Source organism: Brachyspira alvinipulli ATCC 51933, assembly GCF_000518245.1.
GTDB classification, from domain to species: domain Bacteria; phylum Spirochaetota; class Brachyspiria; order Brachyspirales; family Brachyspiraceae; genus Brachyspira; species Brachyspira alvinipulli.
On sequence record NZ_KI912402.1, the window covers coordinates 188,659 to 208,475 of the forward strand.

Annotated in this window: 20 protein-coding genes; 8 read left to right on the plus strand and 12 right to left on the minus strand. The window is 24.5% G+C overall.

All coding sequences use genetic code 11. From position 1 onward, the window contains the following. Nucleotides 1-53: 53 nt before the first annotated feature. Nucleotides 54-1,415: an NAD(P)H-dependent oxidoreductase gene (locus tag T324_RS0105680; protein WP_028329347.1), complete on the plus strand. Its 1,362-nt coding sequence runs from the start codon at nt 54-56 to the stop codon at nt 1,413-1,415. Nucleotides 1,416-1,452: 37 nt separating this feature from the next. Here T324_RS0105680 and T324_RS0105685 read toward each other — a convergent pair whose 3' ends face one another. The 3 genes from T324_RS0105685 to T324_RS0105695 all read right to left on the minus strand — a co-directional run bounded on the left by T324_RS0105685 (nt 1,453) and on the right by T324_RS0105695 (nt 3,825). Beyond that, the gene (locus tag T324_RS0105685; protein WP_028329348.1) at nt 1,453-2,088 is read right to left on the minus strand and encodes an NAD(P)-dependent oxidoreductase; all 636 of its coding nucleotides are present in this window, start codon (nt 2,086-2,088) and stop codon (nt 1,453-1,455) included. Nucleotides 2,089-2,206: 118 nt separating this feature from the next. Beyond that, nucleotides 2,207-3,058, minus strand: a complete 852-nt coding sequence (locus tag T324_RS0105690; RefSeq protein ID WP_028329349.1) for an SIR2 family NAD-dependent protein deacylase — start codon at nt 3,056-3,058, stop codon at nt 2,207-2,209. Next, nucleotides 3,055-3,825, minus strand: coding sequence for a protein-ADP-ribose hydrolase (locus T324_RS0105695; protein ID WP_028329350.1), 771 nt, complete (start codon nt 3,823-3,825; stop codon nt 3,055-3,057). Before T324_RS0105695 ends, T324_RS0105690 begins: the two co-directional genes overlap by 4 nt. A 140-nt stretch (nt 3,826-3,965) precedes the next feature. On the opposite strand from T324_RS0105695, the gene T324_RS0105700 reads away from it, so the two are divergent. From T324_RS0105700 to T324_RS0105710, 3 genes are all read left to right on the plus strand, one after another. After that, a complete protein-coding gene (locus tag T324_RS0105700; RefSeq protein ID WP_028329351.1) occupies nt 3,966-4,385 on the plus strand; it encodes an Rrf2 family transcriptional regulator in 420 nt (139 codons plus the stop codon). A gap of 105 nt (nt 4,386-4,490) precedes the next feature. Then, entirely contained in the window at nt 4,491-6,197 is a 1,707-nt protein-coding gene (locus T324_RS0105705; protein ID WP_028329352.1) for a DNA adenine methylase, read from the plus strand. A gap of 23 nt (nt 6,198-6,220) precedes the next feature. Next, nucleotides 6,221-6,682 carry a CAP domain-containing protein gene (locus T324_RS0105710; RefSeq protein ID WP_028329353.1) on the plus strand — a complete coding sequence of 154 codons (462 nt, stop codon included), beginning with the start codon at nt 6,221-6,223 and terminating at the stop codon, nt 6,680-6,682. Between the two features lies 1 nt (nt 6,683). On the opposite strand, the gene hflX is transcribed toward T324_RS0105710, so the two are convergent. Both hflX and yqeK read right to left on the minus strand, forming a co-directional pair. Then, nucleotides 6,684-7,805, minus strand: coding sequence for a GTPase HflX (gene hflX / locus T324_RS0105715; protein WP_028329354.1), 1,122 nt, complete (start codon nt 7,803-7,805; stop codon nt 6,684-6,686). A gap of 9 nt (nt 7,806-7,814) precedes the next feature. After that, nucleotides 7,815-8,384 (minus strand): bis(5'-nucleosyl)-tetraphosphatase (symmetrical) YqeK, encoded by a 570-nt coding sequence (yqeK, locus tag T324_RS0105720; RefSeq protein ID WP_028329355.1) that lies wholly within the window; start codon nt 8,382-8,384, stop codon nt 7,815-7,817. 182 nt (nt 8,385-8,566) lie between these two features. Here yqeK and T324_RS0105725 point away from each other — a divergent pair, with 182 nt between their 5' ends. Next, a complete protein-coding gene (locus T324_RS0105725) occupies nt 8,567-9,751 on the plus strand; it encodes a cyclic nucleotide-binding domain-containing protein (RefSeq protein ID WP_028329356.1) in 1,185 nt (394 codons plus the stop codon). 25 nt (nt 9,752-9,776) lie between these two features. Here T324_RS0105725 and mnmE read toward each other — a convergent pair whose 3' ends face one another. The 5 genes from mnmE to T324_RS0105750 all read right to left on the minus strand — a co-directional run bounded on the left by mnmE (nt 9,777) and on the right by T324_RS0105750 (nt 14,472). Then, a complete protein-coding gene (gene mnmE, locus T324_RS0105730) occupies nt 9,777-11,180 on the minus strand; it encodes a tRNA uridine-5-carboxymethylaminomethyl(34) synthesis GTPase MnmE (RefSeq protein ID WP_028329357.1) in 1,404 nt (467 codons plus the stop codon). 6 nt (nt 11,181-11,186) lie between these two features. After that, on the minus strand, nt 11,187-12,200 hold the full coding sequence (locus tag T324_RS0105735; RefSeq protein WP_028329358.1) for a hypothetical protein: 1,014 nt from the start codon (nt 12,198-12,200) through the stop codon (nt 11,187-11,189). Continuing rightward, entirely contained in the window at nt 12,197-12,646 is a 450-nt protein-coding gene (gene tsaE, locus T324_RS0105740; protein ID WP_028329359.1) for a tRNA (adenosine(37)-N6)-threonylcarbamoyltransferase complex ATPase subunit type 1 TsaE, read from the minus strand. The genes T324_RS0105735 and tsaE overlap by 4 nt, the downstream gene beginning before the upstream one ends. A gap of 37 nt (nt 12,647-12,683) precedes the next feature. Further along, the gene (locus T324_RS0105745; protein ID WP_028329360.1) at nt 12,684-13,664 is read right to left on the minus strand and encodes a WESB_1763 family membrane protein; all 981 of its coding nucleotides are present in this window, start codon (nt 13,662-13,664) and stop codon (nt 12,684-12,686) included. A gap of 64 nt (nt 13,665-13,728) precedes the next feature. Next, nucleotides 13,729-14,472, minus strand: a complete 744-nt coding sequence (locus T324_RS0105750; protein WP_028329361.1) for a L,D-transpeptidase family protein — start codon at nt 14,470-14,472, stop codon at nt 13,729-13,731. A 107-nt stretch (nt 14,473-14,579) separates the two neighbouring features. Between T324_RS0105750 and T324_RS0105755 the strand changes: the two genes are divergently transcribed. Both T324_RS0105755 and T324_RS0105760 read left to right on the plus strand, forming a co-directional pair. Beyond that, nucleotides 14,580-14,939: a hypothetical protein gene (locus T324_RS0105755; RefSeq protein ID WP_028329362.1), complete on the plus strand. Its 360-nt coding sequence runs from the start codon at nt 14,580-14,582 to the stop codon at nt 14,937-14,939. Between the two features lie 16 nt (nt 14,940-14,955). After that, a complete protein-coding gene (locus tag T324_RS0105760; protein ID WP_028329363.1) occupies nt 14,956-15,405 on the plus strand; it encodes a GNAT family N-acetyltransferase in 450 nt (149 codons plus the stop codon). Between the two features lie 49 nt (nt 15,406-15,454). On the opposite strand, the gene T324_RS0105765 is transcribed toward T324_RS0105760, so the two are convergent. Next, on the minus strand, nt 15,455-17,104 hold the full coding sequence (locus T324_RS0105765) for a methyl-accepting chemotaxis protein (protein WP_028329364.1): 1,650 nt from the start codon (nt 17,102-17,104) through the stop codon (nt 15,455-15,457). 184 nt (nt 17,105-17,288) lie between these two features. Here T324_RS0105765 and T324_RS0105770 point away from each other — a divergent pair, with 184 nt between their 5' ends. After that, nucleotides 17,289-18,248: an ABC transporter ATP-binding protein gene (locus tag T324_RS0105770; protein ID WP_028329365.1), complete on the plus strand. Its 960-nt coding sequence runs from the start codon at nt 17,289-17,291 to the stop codon at nt 18,246-18,248. On the opposite strand, the gene T324_RS0105775 is transcribed toward T324_RS0105770, so the two are convergent. After that, nucleotides 18,241-19,770 carry a hypothetical protein gene (locus T324_RS0105775; RefSeq protein WP_028329366.1) on the minus strand — a complete coding sequence of 510 codons (1,530 nt, stop codon included), beginning with the start codon at nt 19,768-19,770 and terminating at the stop codon, nt 18,241-18,243. The genes T324_RS0105770 and T324_RS0105775 overlap by 8 nt on opposite strands. Between the last annotated feature and the right edge of the window lie 47 nt (nt 19,771-19,817).

Consider the following 19,817-nt stretch of genomic DNA (forward strand, 5'->3'; position numbering starts at 1 on the left):
TCATTTTATTATTATAAAATATAATATTACTAAATTATTTATAAGGATATATAATGAATATTTTAGTAATAAATGGAAGTCCTAAAGGAAACAACAGCATAACTTTGCAAACTATATTATTTTTAGAGAAATTATTTATAGAGCATAAATTTGAATTTTTAAATGTAGGACAAAAAATAAAATATTATGAAAAGAATTTCAATGAAATAAAAGAAGCATTTGAAAAATCGGATATAATAATTTTTTCTTATCCTGTATACACCTTTTTAATACCTTATCAATTGCATAGATTTATAGAATTACTAAAAGAAAATAATATAAATGTTAAAAATAAATTTGCAACGCAGTTTTCTACATCTAAACATTTTTATGATGTAACTGCTCATAAGTTTTTGGAAGAAAATTGTTTAGATTTAGGATTTAAATATATAAGGGGGCTTTCTGCTGATATGGAGGATTTAACTAATAAAAAAGGACAGGATGATGCTATAAACTTTTTTAATTATTTAATATTCTCTATAGAAAATAATTTATATATTCAAAATATTAATTCGAAATCGAAAGATAAAATTATATACAAAAGAAGATTTAATAATAATATTGGAAACAAAGACAGCAGCAAAGATGTTCTAATATTAAGTAATACTTCAAAAGATGATGAGAATTTAATAAATATTATAGAAGATTTTAAAAATATTTTTCCATATAAAACAAGAGAGATAAATATAAGAGAGTATAATTTTCATGGCGGATGTTTAGGATGTTTCGGATGTGCTATAACAGGCAAATGTGTTTATAAAGACGGATTCGATGATTTTCTTCGTAATGAGATACAAAAAGCCGATGCTATTATATATGCATTTACTATAGAAAACCATTATACACATTCAAGTTTCAAACTTTATGAAGACAGGCAATTTTGCAATGGACATAGAACAGTTACAGAAGGTATGCCTATAGGATATATTATAAGCGGTGATTATGACAGCGAATATAATTTGCAGACTTTTATAGAATCACGTGCTGAAGTAGGAGGAAATTTTTTAACTCATATAGCTAATGATTGTAATAGAGATATATATAATGAACTTGAAAAATTATCTTCTATTATGAAATATTCTATAGATAATAAATGCACTCGTCCTAAAAATTTCTATGGTGTAGGCGGAATGAAAATATTTAGGGATTTAATATATGTAATGCAGGGGCTTATGAAAGAGGATCATAAATATTATAAGAAACACAATATATATGATTTCCCTCAAAAGCAGAGAATGAAAATGCTTCAGATAAAATTAGTAGGAGCTTTAATTTCTATTCCATCAGTTCAGAATAAAATGAAAAATAAAATGAATGAATATATTTTAATGCCTTATAAAAAAATTATAGATAATGCAAAAATAAAAAGAAGCTAATAAAATATTATCAGCTTCTTCTATATTTTTATAATTATTATTTTGAACAGAATGTTATTTGTTGATTTAAATATTTTTTATTTTGTATTTCATCAACAAAAGCAATTGCATAATCAGCATAACTGATAGAACTTTCACCTTTAGAATTGAAAAGTAATTCATTATGCCCTATATTGTATTCTCCTGTTCTCTTTCCTTCAGCTTGAAAATCTGCAGAAGGGGATACATAAGTCCATAAAACATCTTTTTTGCTTTTTAATATATCAAATGCTTTAATAGAACTTACAGCTACACCCATGAAAATATCTGGAAAATCAGGAGTATCTTTTAATATCATAGTATGCTCTTTATTTACATATAAACTTGAAGCACCTCCTATTACCATTAATCTAATATTGGTATTAGCGAGTATTTTACATAAATGCTCCATGACTAATGAATGCTTATCAAGTTCTTTTTCTTCCCATACTCCGAATGCACTTACAACGGTATCAAATTCTTTCAAATCATCTTTTGTCAAATTAAATAAATCTTTTTCTATAACTTTTACTTTTGGATTATTTATTTTTGTTTTATCCCTTACTATTGCTGTAACATCTAATCCTCTTGCTAATGCTTCATTCATAATTAATTTTCCAGCTTTTCCATTTGCTGCTATTATTGCAATTTTCATTTTAATTCTCCTTTTTATGTAAAAATATTATCTTTAATTAAAGAATAGTTGTAATAGCTATTATTACAACTATAATAACATGTTTTGGTTATAATGTCAAGTATTACAACCAAAAAAATTAATTTTTTATATATTTTAACACTTTAGAAATATCATCATCTATGCATATAGAACGATCTTCCAATCTTGAAACAGGAATGGAATTATTTATATTAATAGAAGCATAAATTGAATTCTTATTTTTTAAAGCCATTTCTAAAAAAGGATATTTTATTATGCCTGGAGTATTATATCCTACACCTAATTCTAAAAATAGTATTCTGCCATTTTTTGACTCATCTAAAAAATTTTTATATTTATTTTTTGATTTATACCAATTTTCATCTTGAACAAAAGTATTATCTGATCTTAAATTCATTGACATATTGGCACCGCAATACGGGCATTTTGGAACTAATTCGCTTGGTATTTTCATGTCTTTTCTATATTTTACCATTTCTCTAATATATTTCTCATTATAAAAAGTTTCCTGCTTACATGGTATTGAACATTGAAAAAGTGAATAGTCTCCCTGAACTTTAAATAGTTTTTTGCTATCAAAATTTGCTTCTTCAAATCTGCCATCTACATTTGTTGTAATAACAAAATAATTTTTATTTTTCACTATATCTAAAAGATTTAAATGTGTTTCATCTGCTGGTATATCGTATCTGTTAAGGTAAACAAAAAGAGAAAAATATCCCCAAAAATCTTCTATTGTTGGATATTTATAAAATCCTGCAATGTACATATCTGTTAAACCGTATTTTTCTTTATATTCGTGAAAATTGTCATCAAATCTTTTTCCGCTATATAAGAAACCCGCTGAAGCTGAAAGTCCTGCACCTGCTCCTATTAGTATGTAATCCGATTTTTCTATAGCTGATTTTAATTGTTCTGCAGATTTTGTATCTTTTAATTTTTCATTCATATTGTAACTCCCAAATTATTATAATAAAGCTCATAATCTAAATCTTTAAATACATTAAATAATATTTTTATATCATAATCGTTTTCATTTAAAAAAGATTTTGCTGCTTTGACTGCTATATCTGAAGCTAATTTATTTGGAAATCTAAACTCTCCAGTAGATATACAGCAGAATGCGATACTTTTTATACCATTGTTTTTAGCTGTTTCTAAGCATGATTTATAGCATTTATATAAAAGCTCCTCATCATTTTTTGATACTTCATTTTGTATTATTGGACCTACTGTATGCAAAATATATTTACTAGGCAAATTGAAAGCTGGAGTTATTCTGCATTTTCCTGTCTCTTCTGATGTTCCTTTCATCATATCATTGCAGTATAATCTTAATCTAGTTCCAGCAGCACTATGGATAGCATTGTCTATACATTTATGAAGAGGAACAAAACATCCAAGCATAGCAGAGTTTGCAGCATTGACTATTGCATCTATTTTTAAAGTTGTTATATCTCCTTTCCATAAACATAAATTATTATTAATTGGTTTTATATCATCTATATTAGTTATTATTTTATTTTTTAATCTTTCTTGTAAATATTCATCTTCAATTTTTAGATATTCTTCACTTATAGTTTTTGGGTATCGTATATTCATTAAATATCTAAAATAATTATATAATTCTTCTTCATTGTTATTTTTTGCTTCTATATCTATATTATATTTTCCTTCTTCTATAAGATAGTTTATTAAAAATAGTAATTTATCCATATCTGATTCCTAATGTAATTGTGCTTATTACAATAATATGCTGATTTTATTGTAATGTCAAGTATTACAATAAAAAATATTTTTGTTGTAATAAGAGCATAAATGTATTATAATATTTCAATAATTTTAAGGATAATTTAATGAAAATTAGTTCAAGGTTTACAATAGCAGTTCATACATTACTTTGCATATTAGAGTTTAAAGATGATAAAATTACATCAAATTTCATATCAGGAAGTGTTAATGTTAATCCTGTTATAATAAGAAATATATTACTTCAATTGCAAAAAGGAGATATTATTACTGTTAAGAGAGGTACAGGAGGAATATCTTTAAATAGAAAACCGGAAAATATTACATTATTAGATATATTCAATGCTGTGGAAAGTTTAGATGATAATAAGCTTTTTAGCTTCCATGAAAATCCTAATAAAAAGTGTCCTATCGGAAGCAGAATTAATGATATTTTGCAGCCTAAATTAGATAATGTGCAAAATGCTATGGAGAAGGAATTACAAAAGACTAGTTTAAGAGATATATTCAAAAATTTAAATCCTTAAAAATATTCTATATTTAAGCTTTATATATTGTAAAAAAATAATTCTTGATATTTTAATTGTATTATGTTAATATTATTATGTAAACTATATTATGATAATAAGATTATGATAACTAATATTAAAGAAAAATATCTGAAAGAAAATTTAATAGCGTATATTGGAAATAAGAGGAGACTTTTACCTTTTATAGAAAATACAATACTTAGCATTTTAGATGAAGATAATAGTATAAAAACAGCTTTAGATTTATTTGCAGGAAGCGGCAGCGTATCAAGACTTTTGAAAACTTTAAATTTGGAAGTATATTCAAATGATTGGGAATATTATTCTTATGTATTAAATTATGCTCATTTAGAAATTAATATTGAGGACTTAGATAATATGTTTATTCATACTGGAGGATTGGAAAATACAATACGTATGATTAACAATATTACTAATATTAATGATTCAGATAGGTATATATCGAAATATTATGCACCATTGGATGATAATAATCCAGATTTATTGAATGAAAGACTTTTCTACACACAATATAATGCTACAAGAATAGATATAATAAGGCATAATATAGAACAGCTTTATAAAAATAATGCAATAAATCAAAAAGAATATTATTATCTTTTAGCATCAATAATATATGAAGCAGCAACACATACAAATACATCAGGTGTTTTCAAAGGATTTCATGCTGGGTTTGGCGGAAGAAATAAAGATGCTTTAAATAGGATACTCGCAGAAATATCATTGAATGAAATACCTTTATATTCAGGAAAAAAATGTTATGCAAGTATGCTTGATGCAAATGAGTTTGTATTAAAAAATAAAAATAAACATTTTGATTTAGTATATTTAGATCCGCCTTATAATCAGCATCAATATGGAAGTAATTATCATTTATTGAATACTATAGCTTTATGGGATAAGCCGTCTATTAATAAAGATATATACATTAATGGTAAAAAAACTGATAAGAGCGGTATTAGAAAAGATTGGATAAAAACAAAATCTTTATACTGCTATAAAAAAACAGCCAAAGAGACTTTAATAAATTTACTTGATAATATAGATTCTAAACATATAGTTATGAGTTATTCTACAGATGGTATAATAGAATATGATGATTTAATATCTATACTTGAGAGCAAAGGTGAATTAAATATAGTAACTTCAGAATATACAAAATACAGAGGTGCTAAAAGATCTATAGTTAATAAAACAAAAAACGTTGAATATTTATTTGTAGTCAATACAGAAAAACAAAAAATTACTGGAAATAAAATAAATAAAAATTTGAAATATATAGAAAATATTAGATTAAAACTTGAGAATCCATTTGATTGTACAAATGATAATATTATTTTCCTAAATAAAGAAGGCAACATAATATTTCAATTAGAATATTCCACTCATGCAGTAAATAAAGATGAAATATGTAATAAACTTCAAAATAAGAGTTTAGAATATATAAATGCATTTTCTTTGTTTTTAGATAAGTACATAAAAGAAGATAATATAGAAGCATTAAAAATATACTCATCTCATTTTAAAAGTGCAGTTATATCAAATAATACAAAACTTATAAAATATTTTGGAGAGCATATATTAAAAGTTTACAGCAGGCTATGTTCTAAAAAATCTAATGAGTATATAATTGATATTACTAATGATATTTTAGATATTATATCATATTATGAGTATAATGATATTTGCGTTATTAATAAGATAAGAAATAGGATAATTTACAATATTACGCATTCTAATATTCCAGATTTTAAGAAAAATAAATTATTAATAAGGCTTGAAAAATAAAAAAAATTTATTATATTTTATGTATGTTTAGAATAGTAATTATATTTATTTTAACTTTTACATCATTATTATATTCGCAAATTAATAATGGTATAATTACAAATGATGTTGCAGAAACATTAAAAGTTATAAATGAGATAAGAGAGAAGGAAAATTTATTTTTATTAGAGAACGCTGATAACCTTAATAATATAGCAGATATTAGGGCAAGAGAACTTTCTATTAATTTCTCTCATGTTAGACCAAATAATACAAAATATGATGAATTGCTTTATCAAAATAGAATAAGAGTATTTTCTTCAGATGAAAATATTGCCTATAGATTCAAAAATGCAGAAACTGTTGTAAGTTATTGGATGAATTCGGATCAATATAAAATTAATATACTAAGTGAAAAATTTACCCATGTAGGAATATCACATTATGCAGTCAATGGTGAAGATTTTTGGGTCGTTATATTTGTTCAATTAAGAAGACAGAATTAAATCATTCTTTGCTTAGTTCCAAGATAGTATCAAGTATTTTATTTTTTAGAACTTCTATATTTATATTATTTTTGGCACTTATAAATACTGCATCATTATATGTAGTGGATATTCTATTTTTTTGAATTTCATCAATACTGTCAGATTTATTAAATACAACTATTCTTTTTATATGCGAAGCATCTATTTCTTTTATTATGCCTTCAACATGTATTAGTTTTTCATCTATATTTTCATCGCTTGCATCTGATAAATGCAGTAATAAATCAGCCTCTACAACCTCAGAGAGAGTAGATTTAAATGAAGCTACCAAAGTATGAGGAAGTCTATCTATGAAACCTACGGTATCACTAATAATAACTTCAACAGGTGTATCATCACTGATATAAAGTTTTCTAGTATGCGTATCTAAAGTTGCAAATAATTTATCCTCTACATAAACAGTTTCTTTGCATAATAAATTAAATAATGTGCTTTTTCCAGCATTTGTATATCCTACTATAGCTATTCTAAATGTACTTCCTCTTCCTTTTCTTCCAGTGCTTGCAGATTTTTCTACTTTACTTAATTGTGATTTTAGCTTATGTATTCTCTCTCTTGCACGTCTTCTGTCATATTCCAGTTGTTTTTCCCCAGCACCGCCTCTTAATCCGATACCTCCTTTTATCTGACTTAAATTTGTCCTTTTTCCTTTTAGCCTTGGATATTCAAATTCTAAAAAAGCCAATTCCACCTGCATTTTTGCAGTCATTGTTTTAGCACGCATTGCAAATATTTCTAATATGATTTCTGTTCTCGTTAGGGCTGTTATATTAGAACCTTCTTCTATAGCATTCACCTGCGAACCGCTTAATTCATTGTCAAATACAAAATATTCAACATTATCAATTAAGGCAGTCTCTTTCAAACTTTCTAATTTTCCAGTGCCTATATATGTACCTGCTGATATTTTTTGCTGAATGAACGAATATCTTTCTATTACTTCATAACCAGCAGTATCACATAACATTGAAAGTTCATTAAGTATATTATCTATATTTATTTTACTATTTCTATATTGTTTGCTGTCAGCTACAAATATTATATATGCTCTTTTTTTTGTATTATTGTTTTTATTTTCCATAAATGTATATTACCTAATAACTAATGAGTTGTAAAGTTCTATTGTTCTATCTGATAAATATTGTTTTTTACTAATTACAAAACTTATAGATTCCATAACCACTTCCAAAAAAGCATTATCAAAATCTGTAAAAATTTTTTCTCTTATCTTATCTGCTGTTTCTAGTTTGCGTGTAGGTTCAAGATAGTCAGCAGCATATATTATTTTTTCAAGCATAGTCATATTACCATGTCCTACTGTATGGCTTTCTATGGCATTTAGAATTTCTTTGTCTGTTATATAAAATTCTTTTTCGGATATTATAGCACTTACTCTAGCATGAAGTAAAGCTCCGGTTATATAGCTTGGATACTCTTTATTATCATTTTCAAGTATAATTTTACGCATTTCATCATCTTTGTATCTTTTTCCTAAATCATGGCATAATGCTGCTATTGAAGTTTTATATAAGTCTATATTGTATTTTTCAGCTATTGATACAGAAAGTTCTCTAGTTGAAAGTATATGTTTTTCTCTAAATGGTAAATATTCTCTTATATATTTTATTATTTCTAATTCTTTATTGCTAAATTCTATCATTTTATTACTACCGGTATTATATTTTATGTTATTTTATTATACTGATATAATTTTGTCAATTTTATACATTATTAAAATAAATTTATTTTATTTGTGAAATTACCGTTAAAAAATTAATTATCATATTGACTTATGCCATTAATAAAGTTAACATTATTATATAATATTTTAGGATTTTTATAATGATTAACTATGATAATATTGTATCTTTTAAAAAATCCTCTTTAATATTTATAGAGGATCAGTATCCAAAACATTCTTTCTATATAATAACTAAAGGTAAAGCAGTATCATACGGTAATTATTTTGATGATAATATTGAATATTCTAAAGGTCATATATTAGGTTTAGTTAATTGTGTTTTGAATGAACCATACTTTTTTAATGTAAAAGCAGAAGAAGATGTTGAAGCATTAGAAATATATATAAATGATATTATAAATATATATAATAAAGATATAATAAAAAAGATTTATGGTTATTTATATAATTCTTTTGAACTATGGCTTAGTAAATATTATAGAAAGTTATCTCATAATCAGTCTATTACTAAAGATGATTTGACAGAAGAATATATTTTAGATATGGCAAAAATATATATTGATAATGATTTGCCTACAGTTTCATATAAAATTTATAATCAATATTTAGAGTTATTTCCTAATAGTAGTAATATCGGTATGGTTAAAAATTTTATCTCTTCAATGCAGGAATACAATGTAGAAGAGGCTACTGAAATGGAAGATAATATTTTTTATTATAAGAAAGGATATTGTTTATATAGTGAACTTAGGGCAAGCAATTATATTTATCTTATTAATTCTGGTAAGATTGGAATATATAATATAGTAAACTCCAAATTAGTTACAAGATATATATATTCCAGCAATAATGTTATAGATGGATATGCCCCTGATCTTAATTATCAAGCATTATCAACTGCTGCTGTCATATTGGAGGATGCTAAAATAAAATTATTAAAAAAAGAAGATGTGATGTCAATGATATTTAATGTTAACTCATTAAGATTGTATTATTTGAAAATAGTATCTGCAAAAATAAGAAATAATATATTAAAAGTTATGGCACTTAATGCAGATGATATATCAATGAAATTATTTATAACCATTTATTATATTTTAAAAACAGAAATACTATTTAGTAAAGAAATAAATTCTGTTGATCTTTTATATAAAGTAAATGATATAGCTGCAATAATAGGTTATAGTAATATTTCTGTAGTAAAAAATGAATTAAAAAAAATAAATTCCTTAAGCATACATGATGATTATATACATGTATTAAATATTAATAATTTTATAAAAGAATATGAAACGCATAAGAAAATAATAATATCAAAGAATTAAAGTTATTGCAAAATTAATTTATTATTTATTTTCCTATACAGAAGTTAGCAAATATTTCATTTATTACTTCTTCTGCATCAATTTTTCCGCTTATATTTCCAAGTATGTTATTTAATATATTCATCTCTTCTGCAACTTCATCTAAAGAAAAAGATTGTTTTGATTTTTCTATACATATATCAAGCTGTTTTAGACTCTTTTCCAAATATCCTTTTTCTCTGCTGTTAACGTAACTTTCTTTATTAAAGATTTCCATATCAGAATCAGAAACATAATTTTTTAATGACTGTATTAATTTTTCTTTGCCTTCTTTTGTTTTGGTGCTTATTTTTATTATGTTTTCAGAGTTAATATTATAATCAAATTTATTTTCTGAGTCTGTTTTATTTAGAATATAAATTATATTTTTGTTATTTAATGTTTTTAAGAATTCTATTAAGTTTATATCATCTTCATTGGCTTTATCGCTTATATCAAAAACTGCAATTATAATATTAGCTTCATCAGCACATTTTTTCGCTCTTTCAATACCTTCAAGTTCTATATCATTATCAGCCTCTTTATGAAATCCTGCTGTATCCATTAAATAAAAAGGTATATTATCAATATAAATATTTTCACTTAAAAAGTCCCTAGTAGTACCCGCTATATTAGAAACAATAGCTCTTTCTCTATCAAGTATCATATTAAATATACTGCTTTTTCCAGCATTAACTCTTCCTAGTATAGCAACTTTTATACCGTTTATAAGTGTTTCAACTCTTTTTGAATTGGATAAAATATTTTCTATATCTTTTTTTAATTCATAAAAATTTTCTATTAATTTATCATACGAAAAATTTTCAGTATCATCTTCTGGAAAATCTAATTCTCCGCATACAAGCATAAGAGAGTTTTTGATATTTTCTCTGAGTTTATCTATCTCTCTAGTGAGTCTTCCACGCATTTTATATATGCTTGCCTCAGCCATAAGTTTATTATTGGAATCTATTAAATCATGTATAGCTTCAGCCTCGCTTATTCCTATACGTCCGTTAATGTATGCTCTGTATGTAAACTCGCCTCTGTTAGCAGCTCTTGCTCCTTGTCTTATTATAAGATTTATTAAAGAATCTATTACTACAATACTTCCATGAGATATAAACTCTATAGTATCTTCAGAAGTAAATGTATTTGGAGATAGGGTAGAAAGAACAATAAGCTCATCTATAGGCGTATTATTTTCATCTTTTACCAAAGCATAATAACTTTTTCTATGTTCAAAATTATTTATGTTTTTACTTTCATTACCAGCATAATAACATATTTTTGATGCTATTTCTAATGCTTTATTTCCAGACATTCTTATTATAGCTAATGCGCTTTTTGAATACGGGCTTGATAATGCCACAATAGTATCTTTTATATCGTATAAGTTATATTCATTCATATTTCTTTATAATGATTTTTCTTTTAATTTTTTTGTTTTCTTTTTTAATTTCTTTTGTTCTCTTCTTTCTTCTTTCATTATTTTTTTATTTTCTTTTTCCTGTAATTTTAAAGCAGTTTGTAAATTACCATTTTTTATTATATAGTCAACACAGAAATTATAGTCTTTCTGCATTATATTAAGTTCCGGAATTTGTTTGGCAAATTTTACATAATCTGCCTGCTCAAACATATTTATTATATATTCACTTTCTTCAAAATTATTTTCTTTGAATAATTGATTTATTTCACTTGTTGTCATATCTTCTATATTAAATTTAAATCTCTTAGTAAGATATCTTTTGAATATAAAAGTTAATTCAAAATAGTATTCGGCATATCTATGTTCATTATAATAAACATTGCTGTCCATGTTTTTTAATGAGTTTAATGCTTCGGTATCTTCTTTTATATTAATTTTTTCATTAAATTTCTTTTCTATATATTTTACTATAGAAAATATTAATATTATTATTCCTACAATTGCAAAAGCAATTAATACAATGATTCCCCATACATATTTAGGCATTTTTAAGCCAATAGTATTTTTCATAGGAGGTAGTATTTCACCATCTGAGAAAGGATATACTAATACCGTTACATCTTCCCCATATAGTTCTTCATATTTATTATTATAATTGTATGATATCTTAAAAGGAAATATAACAAATTGTCCTACATCATAAAAACCAATTTGGTATTTAATTATTCTTTCTTTATATTCGCCTATATCACTATTTTTATTTTCTACTGAGATGATTCTGCATTTATTATCTCTGTCATCAAATGAAACATCTTCATATTTATATTCTATATCTTTTTTAGATATTATATGAACCTCATATTCTATTGTATTTCCAATTATTGTATTTACTGATGATACGCTTGTTTTTGCATACATTACAGTATTTTTTTCTATTTTCTTTGAACATGAATTCAATAATATAAATAGTATTAAAAAAAATAAAAACACTTTTTTCATGAAACTAAACTTATCCTATATAATCTGCTGTCTTCTTCTTCTCTGCATATTTCAAATATATAATAAGGCGGTTCAAAATAATCTTTAAATTTATCTCCCCATTCAATCATTGTAATACCATTTTCTCTAATTTTATCTTTAAAACCTATATCATCAAGTTCTTCCTTACTTTCAAGTCTGTATAAGTCTGCATGTCTTAAGATGCTTTCATCTCCATTTAGAATAATATTATATTCATTTATCAATGTAAAAGACGGACTGCTTACAATATCTTCGCTTTCTAATAATCTTGATAATATTCTTACAAATGTGGTTTTTCCAAATCCTAAATTGCCTTCCATTATTATGATGTCGCCATCTTTTAATATGCTTTTTAGATATTTGGCAATATCCTCTATGTTTTCAATCTTTATATTTTTTTCTTCTTTTAGGATTTCTTTCTTCATAGTTTTTCAAAAAATAAAATAATAGAAAAATAATATATTATAGGGAATTATTTGTCAAATATAGATTGTCATCTTTTTGAATATTTTGTATATTAAGCATTTCCATAATTGCAAACATAGATATTAATCTTAATGAAAAATTGCTCATATCAATTCCTGCAAGCATAAAGAGTGTAAATATTATTAATTTAGGATAATAAATTTTTACCAAAATTGATGTCATAAATGATGTAAATAAAGTCATAAAAAACATTATTATTATTACCATATAAACTATGAATGGTAAATACATTACAATACCTAATGCACTAAAAAATGATATTACCATTAAGAAAAAATGACTTCCAAATACAAATATAGCCACAGAAGCAAATACTATAGATAAAGTTACAAATATGAATGATTTATTAATATTATGCATAACTACATGTTTTATAAACACTAAAATATATGCTATCATCAATATAGTAAAGGAAAATGATGATAATTTTATCATATAGTTAGAAATAAAAGTTGATATATAATGAAAAATATCAGTATCTATAATTTTATTTGAAGATATTATAAGATAATTTATATTAGATGATAATAAAGATAATAGAACAAATATATATATTCCTCTTTCTAATTCATTTATATCTTTTGATAAAATTATAGGAAGCATGATTTTTATAGTAAGAATTAATGTAATTATAAAAAATGATAATTCTATAATATTATGTATAGTGATTTCCATTATATATAATCTTAGAGTACCAAGTATTAAAAAAAGTATTCCAATTACAGCAAGCATAATATTAGAGTTGAATAAGCAATTATAAAATTTATAAAATACCAGTAAAAAGAAAATGAGCAATACTGCATAATCCAAAATAGAAGTAATTAAATATAGAAAAGAATTGTTATCAATAATAATAGCTCTAAAAAGCAAATAATTAAATAATACAATAATAATCAATACATAAGACCAAAAGTTGTATGTACTGACAAAAGATATATTTTTATTTAATTGAATCATTAACCTACTATCCGATTATTATGTATTCTACATATTAATATCATTATAAAAAAATTGCAAGGATTTAAAATACATAGTTTCCATTTGAATCTACTTTGATATTTAATTCTTTTTTAGAATTTTGGAATATATCATATCCTGTTTTTATATTGCTCCAAAAATCTGTTAATGATTTGCCGTATTCTTTTTTATAATAATTAAAATTAGCATCATTCATTTTAAAAGGGAATATATAAACAGGTATTTTATTTTGTCCGCTGTCTTTAGCATATACGGCATATATATAAATTTCTTTTATTTTGTCATCAGTCATAGGCATGCATCCTATTGTAACTGTAGAACCATGAATAAATATATCTCCTCCCAATCTTGCAGCATCGCTTTTCTTTTTATCAGATTCATTTGGATAATTGATTCCAAGTGAAAGATAATAACTGCTTGCAGGGTTAAATCTGTCTATATAATAAAAACCTTCCGGTACTTGCAAATCGCCTTCTTTTCTTTTAGGACCTAATATTCCGGATTTTGATACTATATTGTATGTTTTTATTAATTTATATGTTTTATCTGTTTTATTTTTGGCGTATATTTCTAATATGTCCTCTTGCTTGTATGCTGTTATTAGAATATTTAATTCATTTAATTTTATATTATTATTTTTTAATGTATCTTTTACTAATTTATCTTTTTCTTTTATTGCTGTTCTTACTCTGCTGTATCTTTTTTGATCTTCAAGAAAATTGCCTGCAAATAGCATTGAATTTATCATATTTAAAATAATTATAATGAATAATATTATTTTTTTCATAAACCTTCCTTTTAATCTATTATCGTAAATATTTTCTTGATAAAAAGTGTTTTTTATAGTATTATGTAAGTATATTCTAACATATATTTTAACGGAGGGAGTTATTAATGATAACTTTTAAAGATATTGATGAAAAAGAAATGCAATATATAATTGATAACAATGAAGTAAGCGATAATATAAAAAAAGCATCTGAAAATGTTCTTGCTATATTTACTCAAGATTGGTGTGGAGATTGGAAAGGATTAGAAAGAGAGTTAAAATCTAATGAAGAGAAATCTCCTATAGATATTACAATTTTTATTTGCATGTATAATCAAAGTCCATTATATGAACCTTTTATGAATTTTAAAGAAACTGTATGGAATAATGAATTAATACCATATTTAAGATATTATAAAAATGGTTCTCTTGTTAAAGATACTAATCATTTGCCTTTTCAAAGATTAATAAAAGCCTTTGAGTAAATTTAAAAGTAATAATATGTTTAAAATTGAGAGGGCGAGTTTAGAAAATCTTGAAGATGTTTCTATTCTCGCCAAAAATATATATTTGAAATATAATTCCAATTTGGACACTAAAGAAGGAATTGAGAATGTGCTTATGTTTATTTCATTTGAGAATATGAAAGTAAGGTTTTTTATGGAAGGTTCCTTGATACTTACCGCAAAAGATGATAATGATATTATAGTAGGAATGCTTGAAATAACTAATTATGATCATATATCTCTTTTTTTTGTAGATGATAAGCATTTTAAATTAGGAATAGCAACCCAGTTATTTGAAGAGGCTAAAAATATATTAAAATCTGATAAATATACTGTAAAATCTAGTAATTATGCTTTGGAATTTTATAAAAAGTTGGGTTTCGTACAATTATTTAATGATATTCAAATTGAAAATGGGGTTCATTTTCATTATATGATTTATTAAAGTAAAAGCAATGTTTTATATTCATTACTTTTACTTTAAATATTTTTTATTAAACTTTAAAAAATTCCATAAGGCTTACTAACTCTTTAGCTTGATGCATAAGTGCCTGAGATGCTTCTGATGACTCTTGAACTAATGAAGCATTCTGCTGAGTTACAGAATCCATTTGAGTTATTGCTGTATTTACTTGATATACACCTTGCTGCTGTTCTACTGCCATAGAGCTTATATCCTGCATTATTTTAGAAGTGTTTGCTATCTTTTCTTCTATTAATCTAAATATTTCTAGTGATTTTCTTGCTGTTTTTATTTTTTTATTTGAATCTTCTATCAATAGTGTAATACTTTTTACAGAACTTTGAGATGTCTGAGCCAAATTCCTTACTTCTGAGGCTACTATGGCAAATCCTTTTCCCTGTTCTCCGGCACGTGCTGCTTCTACTGAGGCATTAAGTGCTAATATATTAGTTTGCGATGCTATTCCTTCTATTATCTTTGTTATATCTGTTATTTTATTACTTGCTTCATATACTAATTCTATATTGCTTGTTGTTTCTTCTATTATATTTCCAGCCTCTCTTACAGATACTTCTGAGTCTTTCATCATTTCATTTCCATAAACTGAATTATCAGCAGAAGATTTTATTGTTGATGCTATTTCTTCCATACTTGAAGCTGTTTCTTCCAAACTTGAGGCCTGCATTTCTGTTCTATTAGATAAATCATTATTTCCATTTGATATTTCTGTTGCTGCTGTTGATATTCTATCTGAACTTTTAAGTACTTTGGATATTATGTCTCTAAGATTATCAGACATATTTTGAAAACTTTTTAGCAATTCTGCAAATTCTGTTTTTTGATTTAATAATCTTTCATCTATTTCTATTTTTAAATTACCTTTAGATATATTTGAAGAAAGATTAACACATAAATTTAAATTTTTCATTATGCTTTTTGCAATAGAAACCAAAAATAAAAATATAGATATACCCACAAACATTAATACTATATAAAATATGATATTTGATCTTACAACTTTATTATTTGCTTCTTCTAATTTAATTATATTGTCACTTTCTAATTTATCAAAAAATTTATCTATAGGCTGCATTATTTCATACACACTATTTTCATATTCTTTACCATTAACTAACTCTATTGCTTCTAATTGTCTTGCCTGATATTCCGGAGCAATAATATTATTTGTTCCCTTTGGTATTGATTTTATTATTTCCATCGCTTTAGTTTCTAATTCTACTAATTCTTCTGATCTGGATTTTGATAAGTTTAAATAATCAAACATCTCTTTAGAAAAATTTAATTCTTTCATAACTTCTTCATAAGATTTTGTTTCCCCATCCTCATATGGTTTATTTCCGTTTGCCAAATATAATGCCCAATATAATCCTCTGTCATATTTTAATGGTGTAGCTTGAGTTCCTCCTGATATTGCTATGCATTCATTATATGCTTTCTCATATTTTGCATCTGCTGTTGCAACATAACTTCTTACAAATTGAGTTAAAAATGCTGAATTTTGCTGGTATTTTCTTGCTATTGACGATGATTTAATGACATATTGATATATATTTCTAAACTCTTTTATACTATTTCTTATATTTGTTTGTAATATGATTAATATTGCGATAGATATAATTGTGTAGATTCCGAATATAATAAATTTAGTTTTTATTTTCATATTTCCACCTCCCAAAAACATTATTTCCACAATTAAGACTAGATATTTATTGTACACTAAAAGAAAATTATTTCAATTTGTTTAATTTGTTTTATTATTTTTTTATTTATAAATTTTCATTTATTGTAAAAATATTAATATTATATTATAATTAACATAATATATTATTTTAAGCAGGAATAATATGGAGAGCATATTAAAAGTTGAAAATTTAAAAATGTACTATCATACTTCAAAAGGTATAGTTAAAGCTATTAATGATATAAGCTTTGAAATAAAAAAAGGTGAAACTTTAGGTATAGTAGGGGAGTCAGGATGCGGAAAAACAAGTCTTGGAACTTCTTTATTAAGAATGCCTTCAGTTCCTGGTAAATATGATGGAGGAAAAATTATACTTGATAATGAAGATATTATACCGCTTAAAGAAGAATATATTAGAAAGAATATAAGATGGGCAAAAATATCTATGGTTTTTCAAGGGGCTATGAATTCTCTTACTCCTGTATACACAATAGGAAGCCAGATGATAGAAACTCTTAACAGGCATGCTGATATGTCAAAATCAGAGGCTAATAAACTTATAGAGGAATATTTAGGATATGTAGGACTTCATCCTAATGTGGCAGATAGATATCCTCATGAGCTTTCAGGAGGAATGAAGCAGAGAGTTGTTATAGCGGCAGCTTTATTTTTAAAACCTAAACTTATAATATTAGATGAGCCTACAACGGCATTGGATGTTATAGTTCAGGCACAGATAATTAATCTTTTGAAAAAACTAAAGAAAGATTTTAATTTGTCATTTATTTTTATCACGCATGATTTGGCATTGGAGGCAGAGATTTCAGATAGGGTTTGTGTAATGTATGCGGGAAAAATAGCAGAGCTTGCCGACAATGAACAGATATATAAAAATGCAAAACATCCATATACTAAAAGATTATTAGCAGCTACTCCTAGATTAAATAAAGCTGTAAGTAAATTAGAGTTTATAGAAGGTACTCCTCCGGATTTGATAAATCCTCCAAGCGGATGTATGTTTTATGATAGATGTAAGGAACGCATAGATAGATGCAAAAATGAAGAGCCTATTATAAAAGATATTGGGAATGGGCATTTATGTGCTTGTCATTTGATTAATTAATATTTGTTTTAAATTCTTTATATGTGATATATTGTTCGTTACTATAAATTATTTTCATATTTGAATTATTGAAATTTTTATCAGAACTAGAAATTATGTTGTATTTTATATTTGAATTAGTGTTTAGTTGAAAATTAGGATTTTTTATTTTAATTAACGGATATGAATAATTATCAGAGTCATATAAATCAAAAGAATTTACATTTGAATCTTCTAATATTTTATCTATATGATTTATCATAAATTCCCATCCTAAATTTTTTCTATCTTTATAATTATCATATACTTGTATATAAACAGCAAACAAATTTATTACTGAGAATATAACTATCAAATAAAAATATTTTTTATGTTCTATTTTTGTTATTAAATATATAATTGGTATATATGTTAAAGGATATATATTATAAAAATATCTAGGTCTTGCAGCACCTAAATTTAATACCATAAATATAATTATAGTAGCTACAATGTATATACAATATATTGCGGCAGATTCTTTAAATATTAATTTATCTTTAAGTTTTTTTTGAAATAAATCTTTTATTAAAATTATAAAAGATGATAATCCAATAAGTATTGATATTATATAAAATATAAAACTAAATATTAATTTTATATCTCCCTTAAACCATCTTGTAAATATGGTTATTACTTGATTACCATAATTATAGTTTGGTTCATTTGTAGGAAAAAATAGTATAGACCATATTTGAGGAGGCTGTACTATTGGTTTTGTAGAATTTTTTAAATTGACAACATTCATAAAATTGGGAAAATTATTTTTTATTTCATATACAAAATATGGAACATATAATAAAAATGATATTAATATTCCAATTGATAATGGTATAATATAATTTTTAGTTTTTTTCCATCTTAATATTAAATATATAATAAATGTTGGAACAATACTAAAAAAAGTAGCTATATGGCACATAGATTCCATAGCTAAAATTGGAAATATAAAAATACTTGCTATATATGATATCTTATTATCTGATGATATATAAATTAATATTAATGTTATTGATAAAAATGATAAAATAAAAACAGTATCAGGATTATATATTTCATTTTGAAGATTCAAAAAAGTAATATTCATAAACAATAACGATATTATTATAGACGCTATTTTAATTCCAAATTTTTTTAACACAAAAAGTATAAATATTATTGGAGATATAGTAATAAGTATATAATTTAACAATTTTGTTATATCGAAATTTTCTTTGGATAATAGGTATAATAATGTGTATTGTATATAAAATGTTCCGCCTGGTATTCTTGGTGTATTAATATCATATACATCTTTAGAACCTATAATTAATTGAGGTGATACTACATGTGCTCCCATTACAGGAAATTCTTTATTATCATAATATTTTCTCATATTATAATAATGTTCTAAACTATCTCCGCTAGTTAAATTATACTTATCATATAATTGTATTCTTGTAAATATCCCCATAATAATTGAAAGAATGATGATCAGTATATAAATTAAATATTTATATTTCATATACCGACCATAAAATATTTTTGGTAACAAAGATGAAGCTGTTTAAG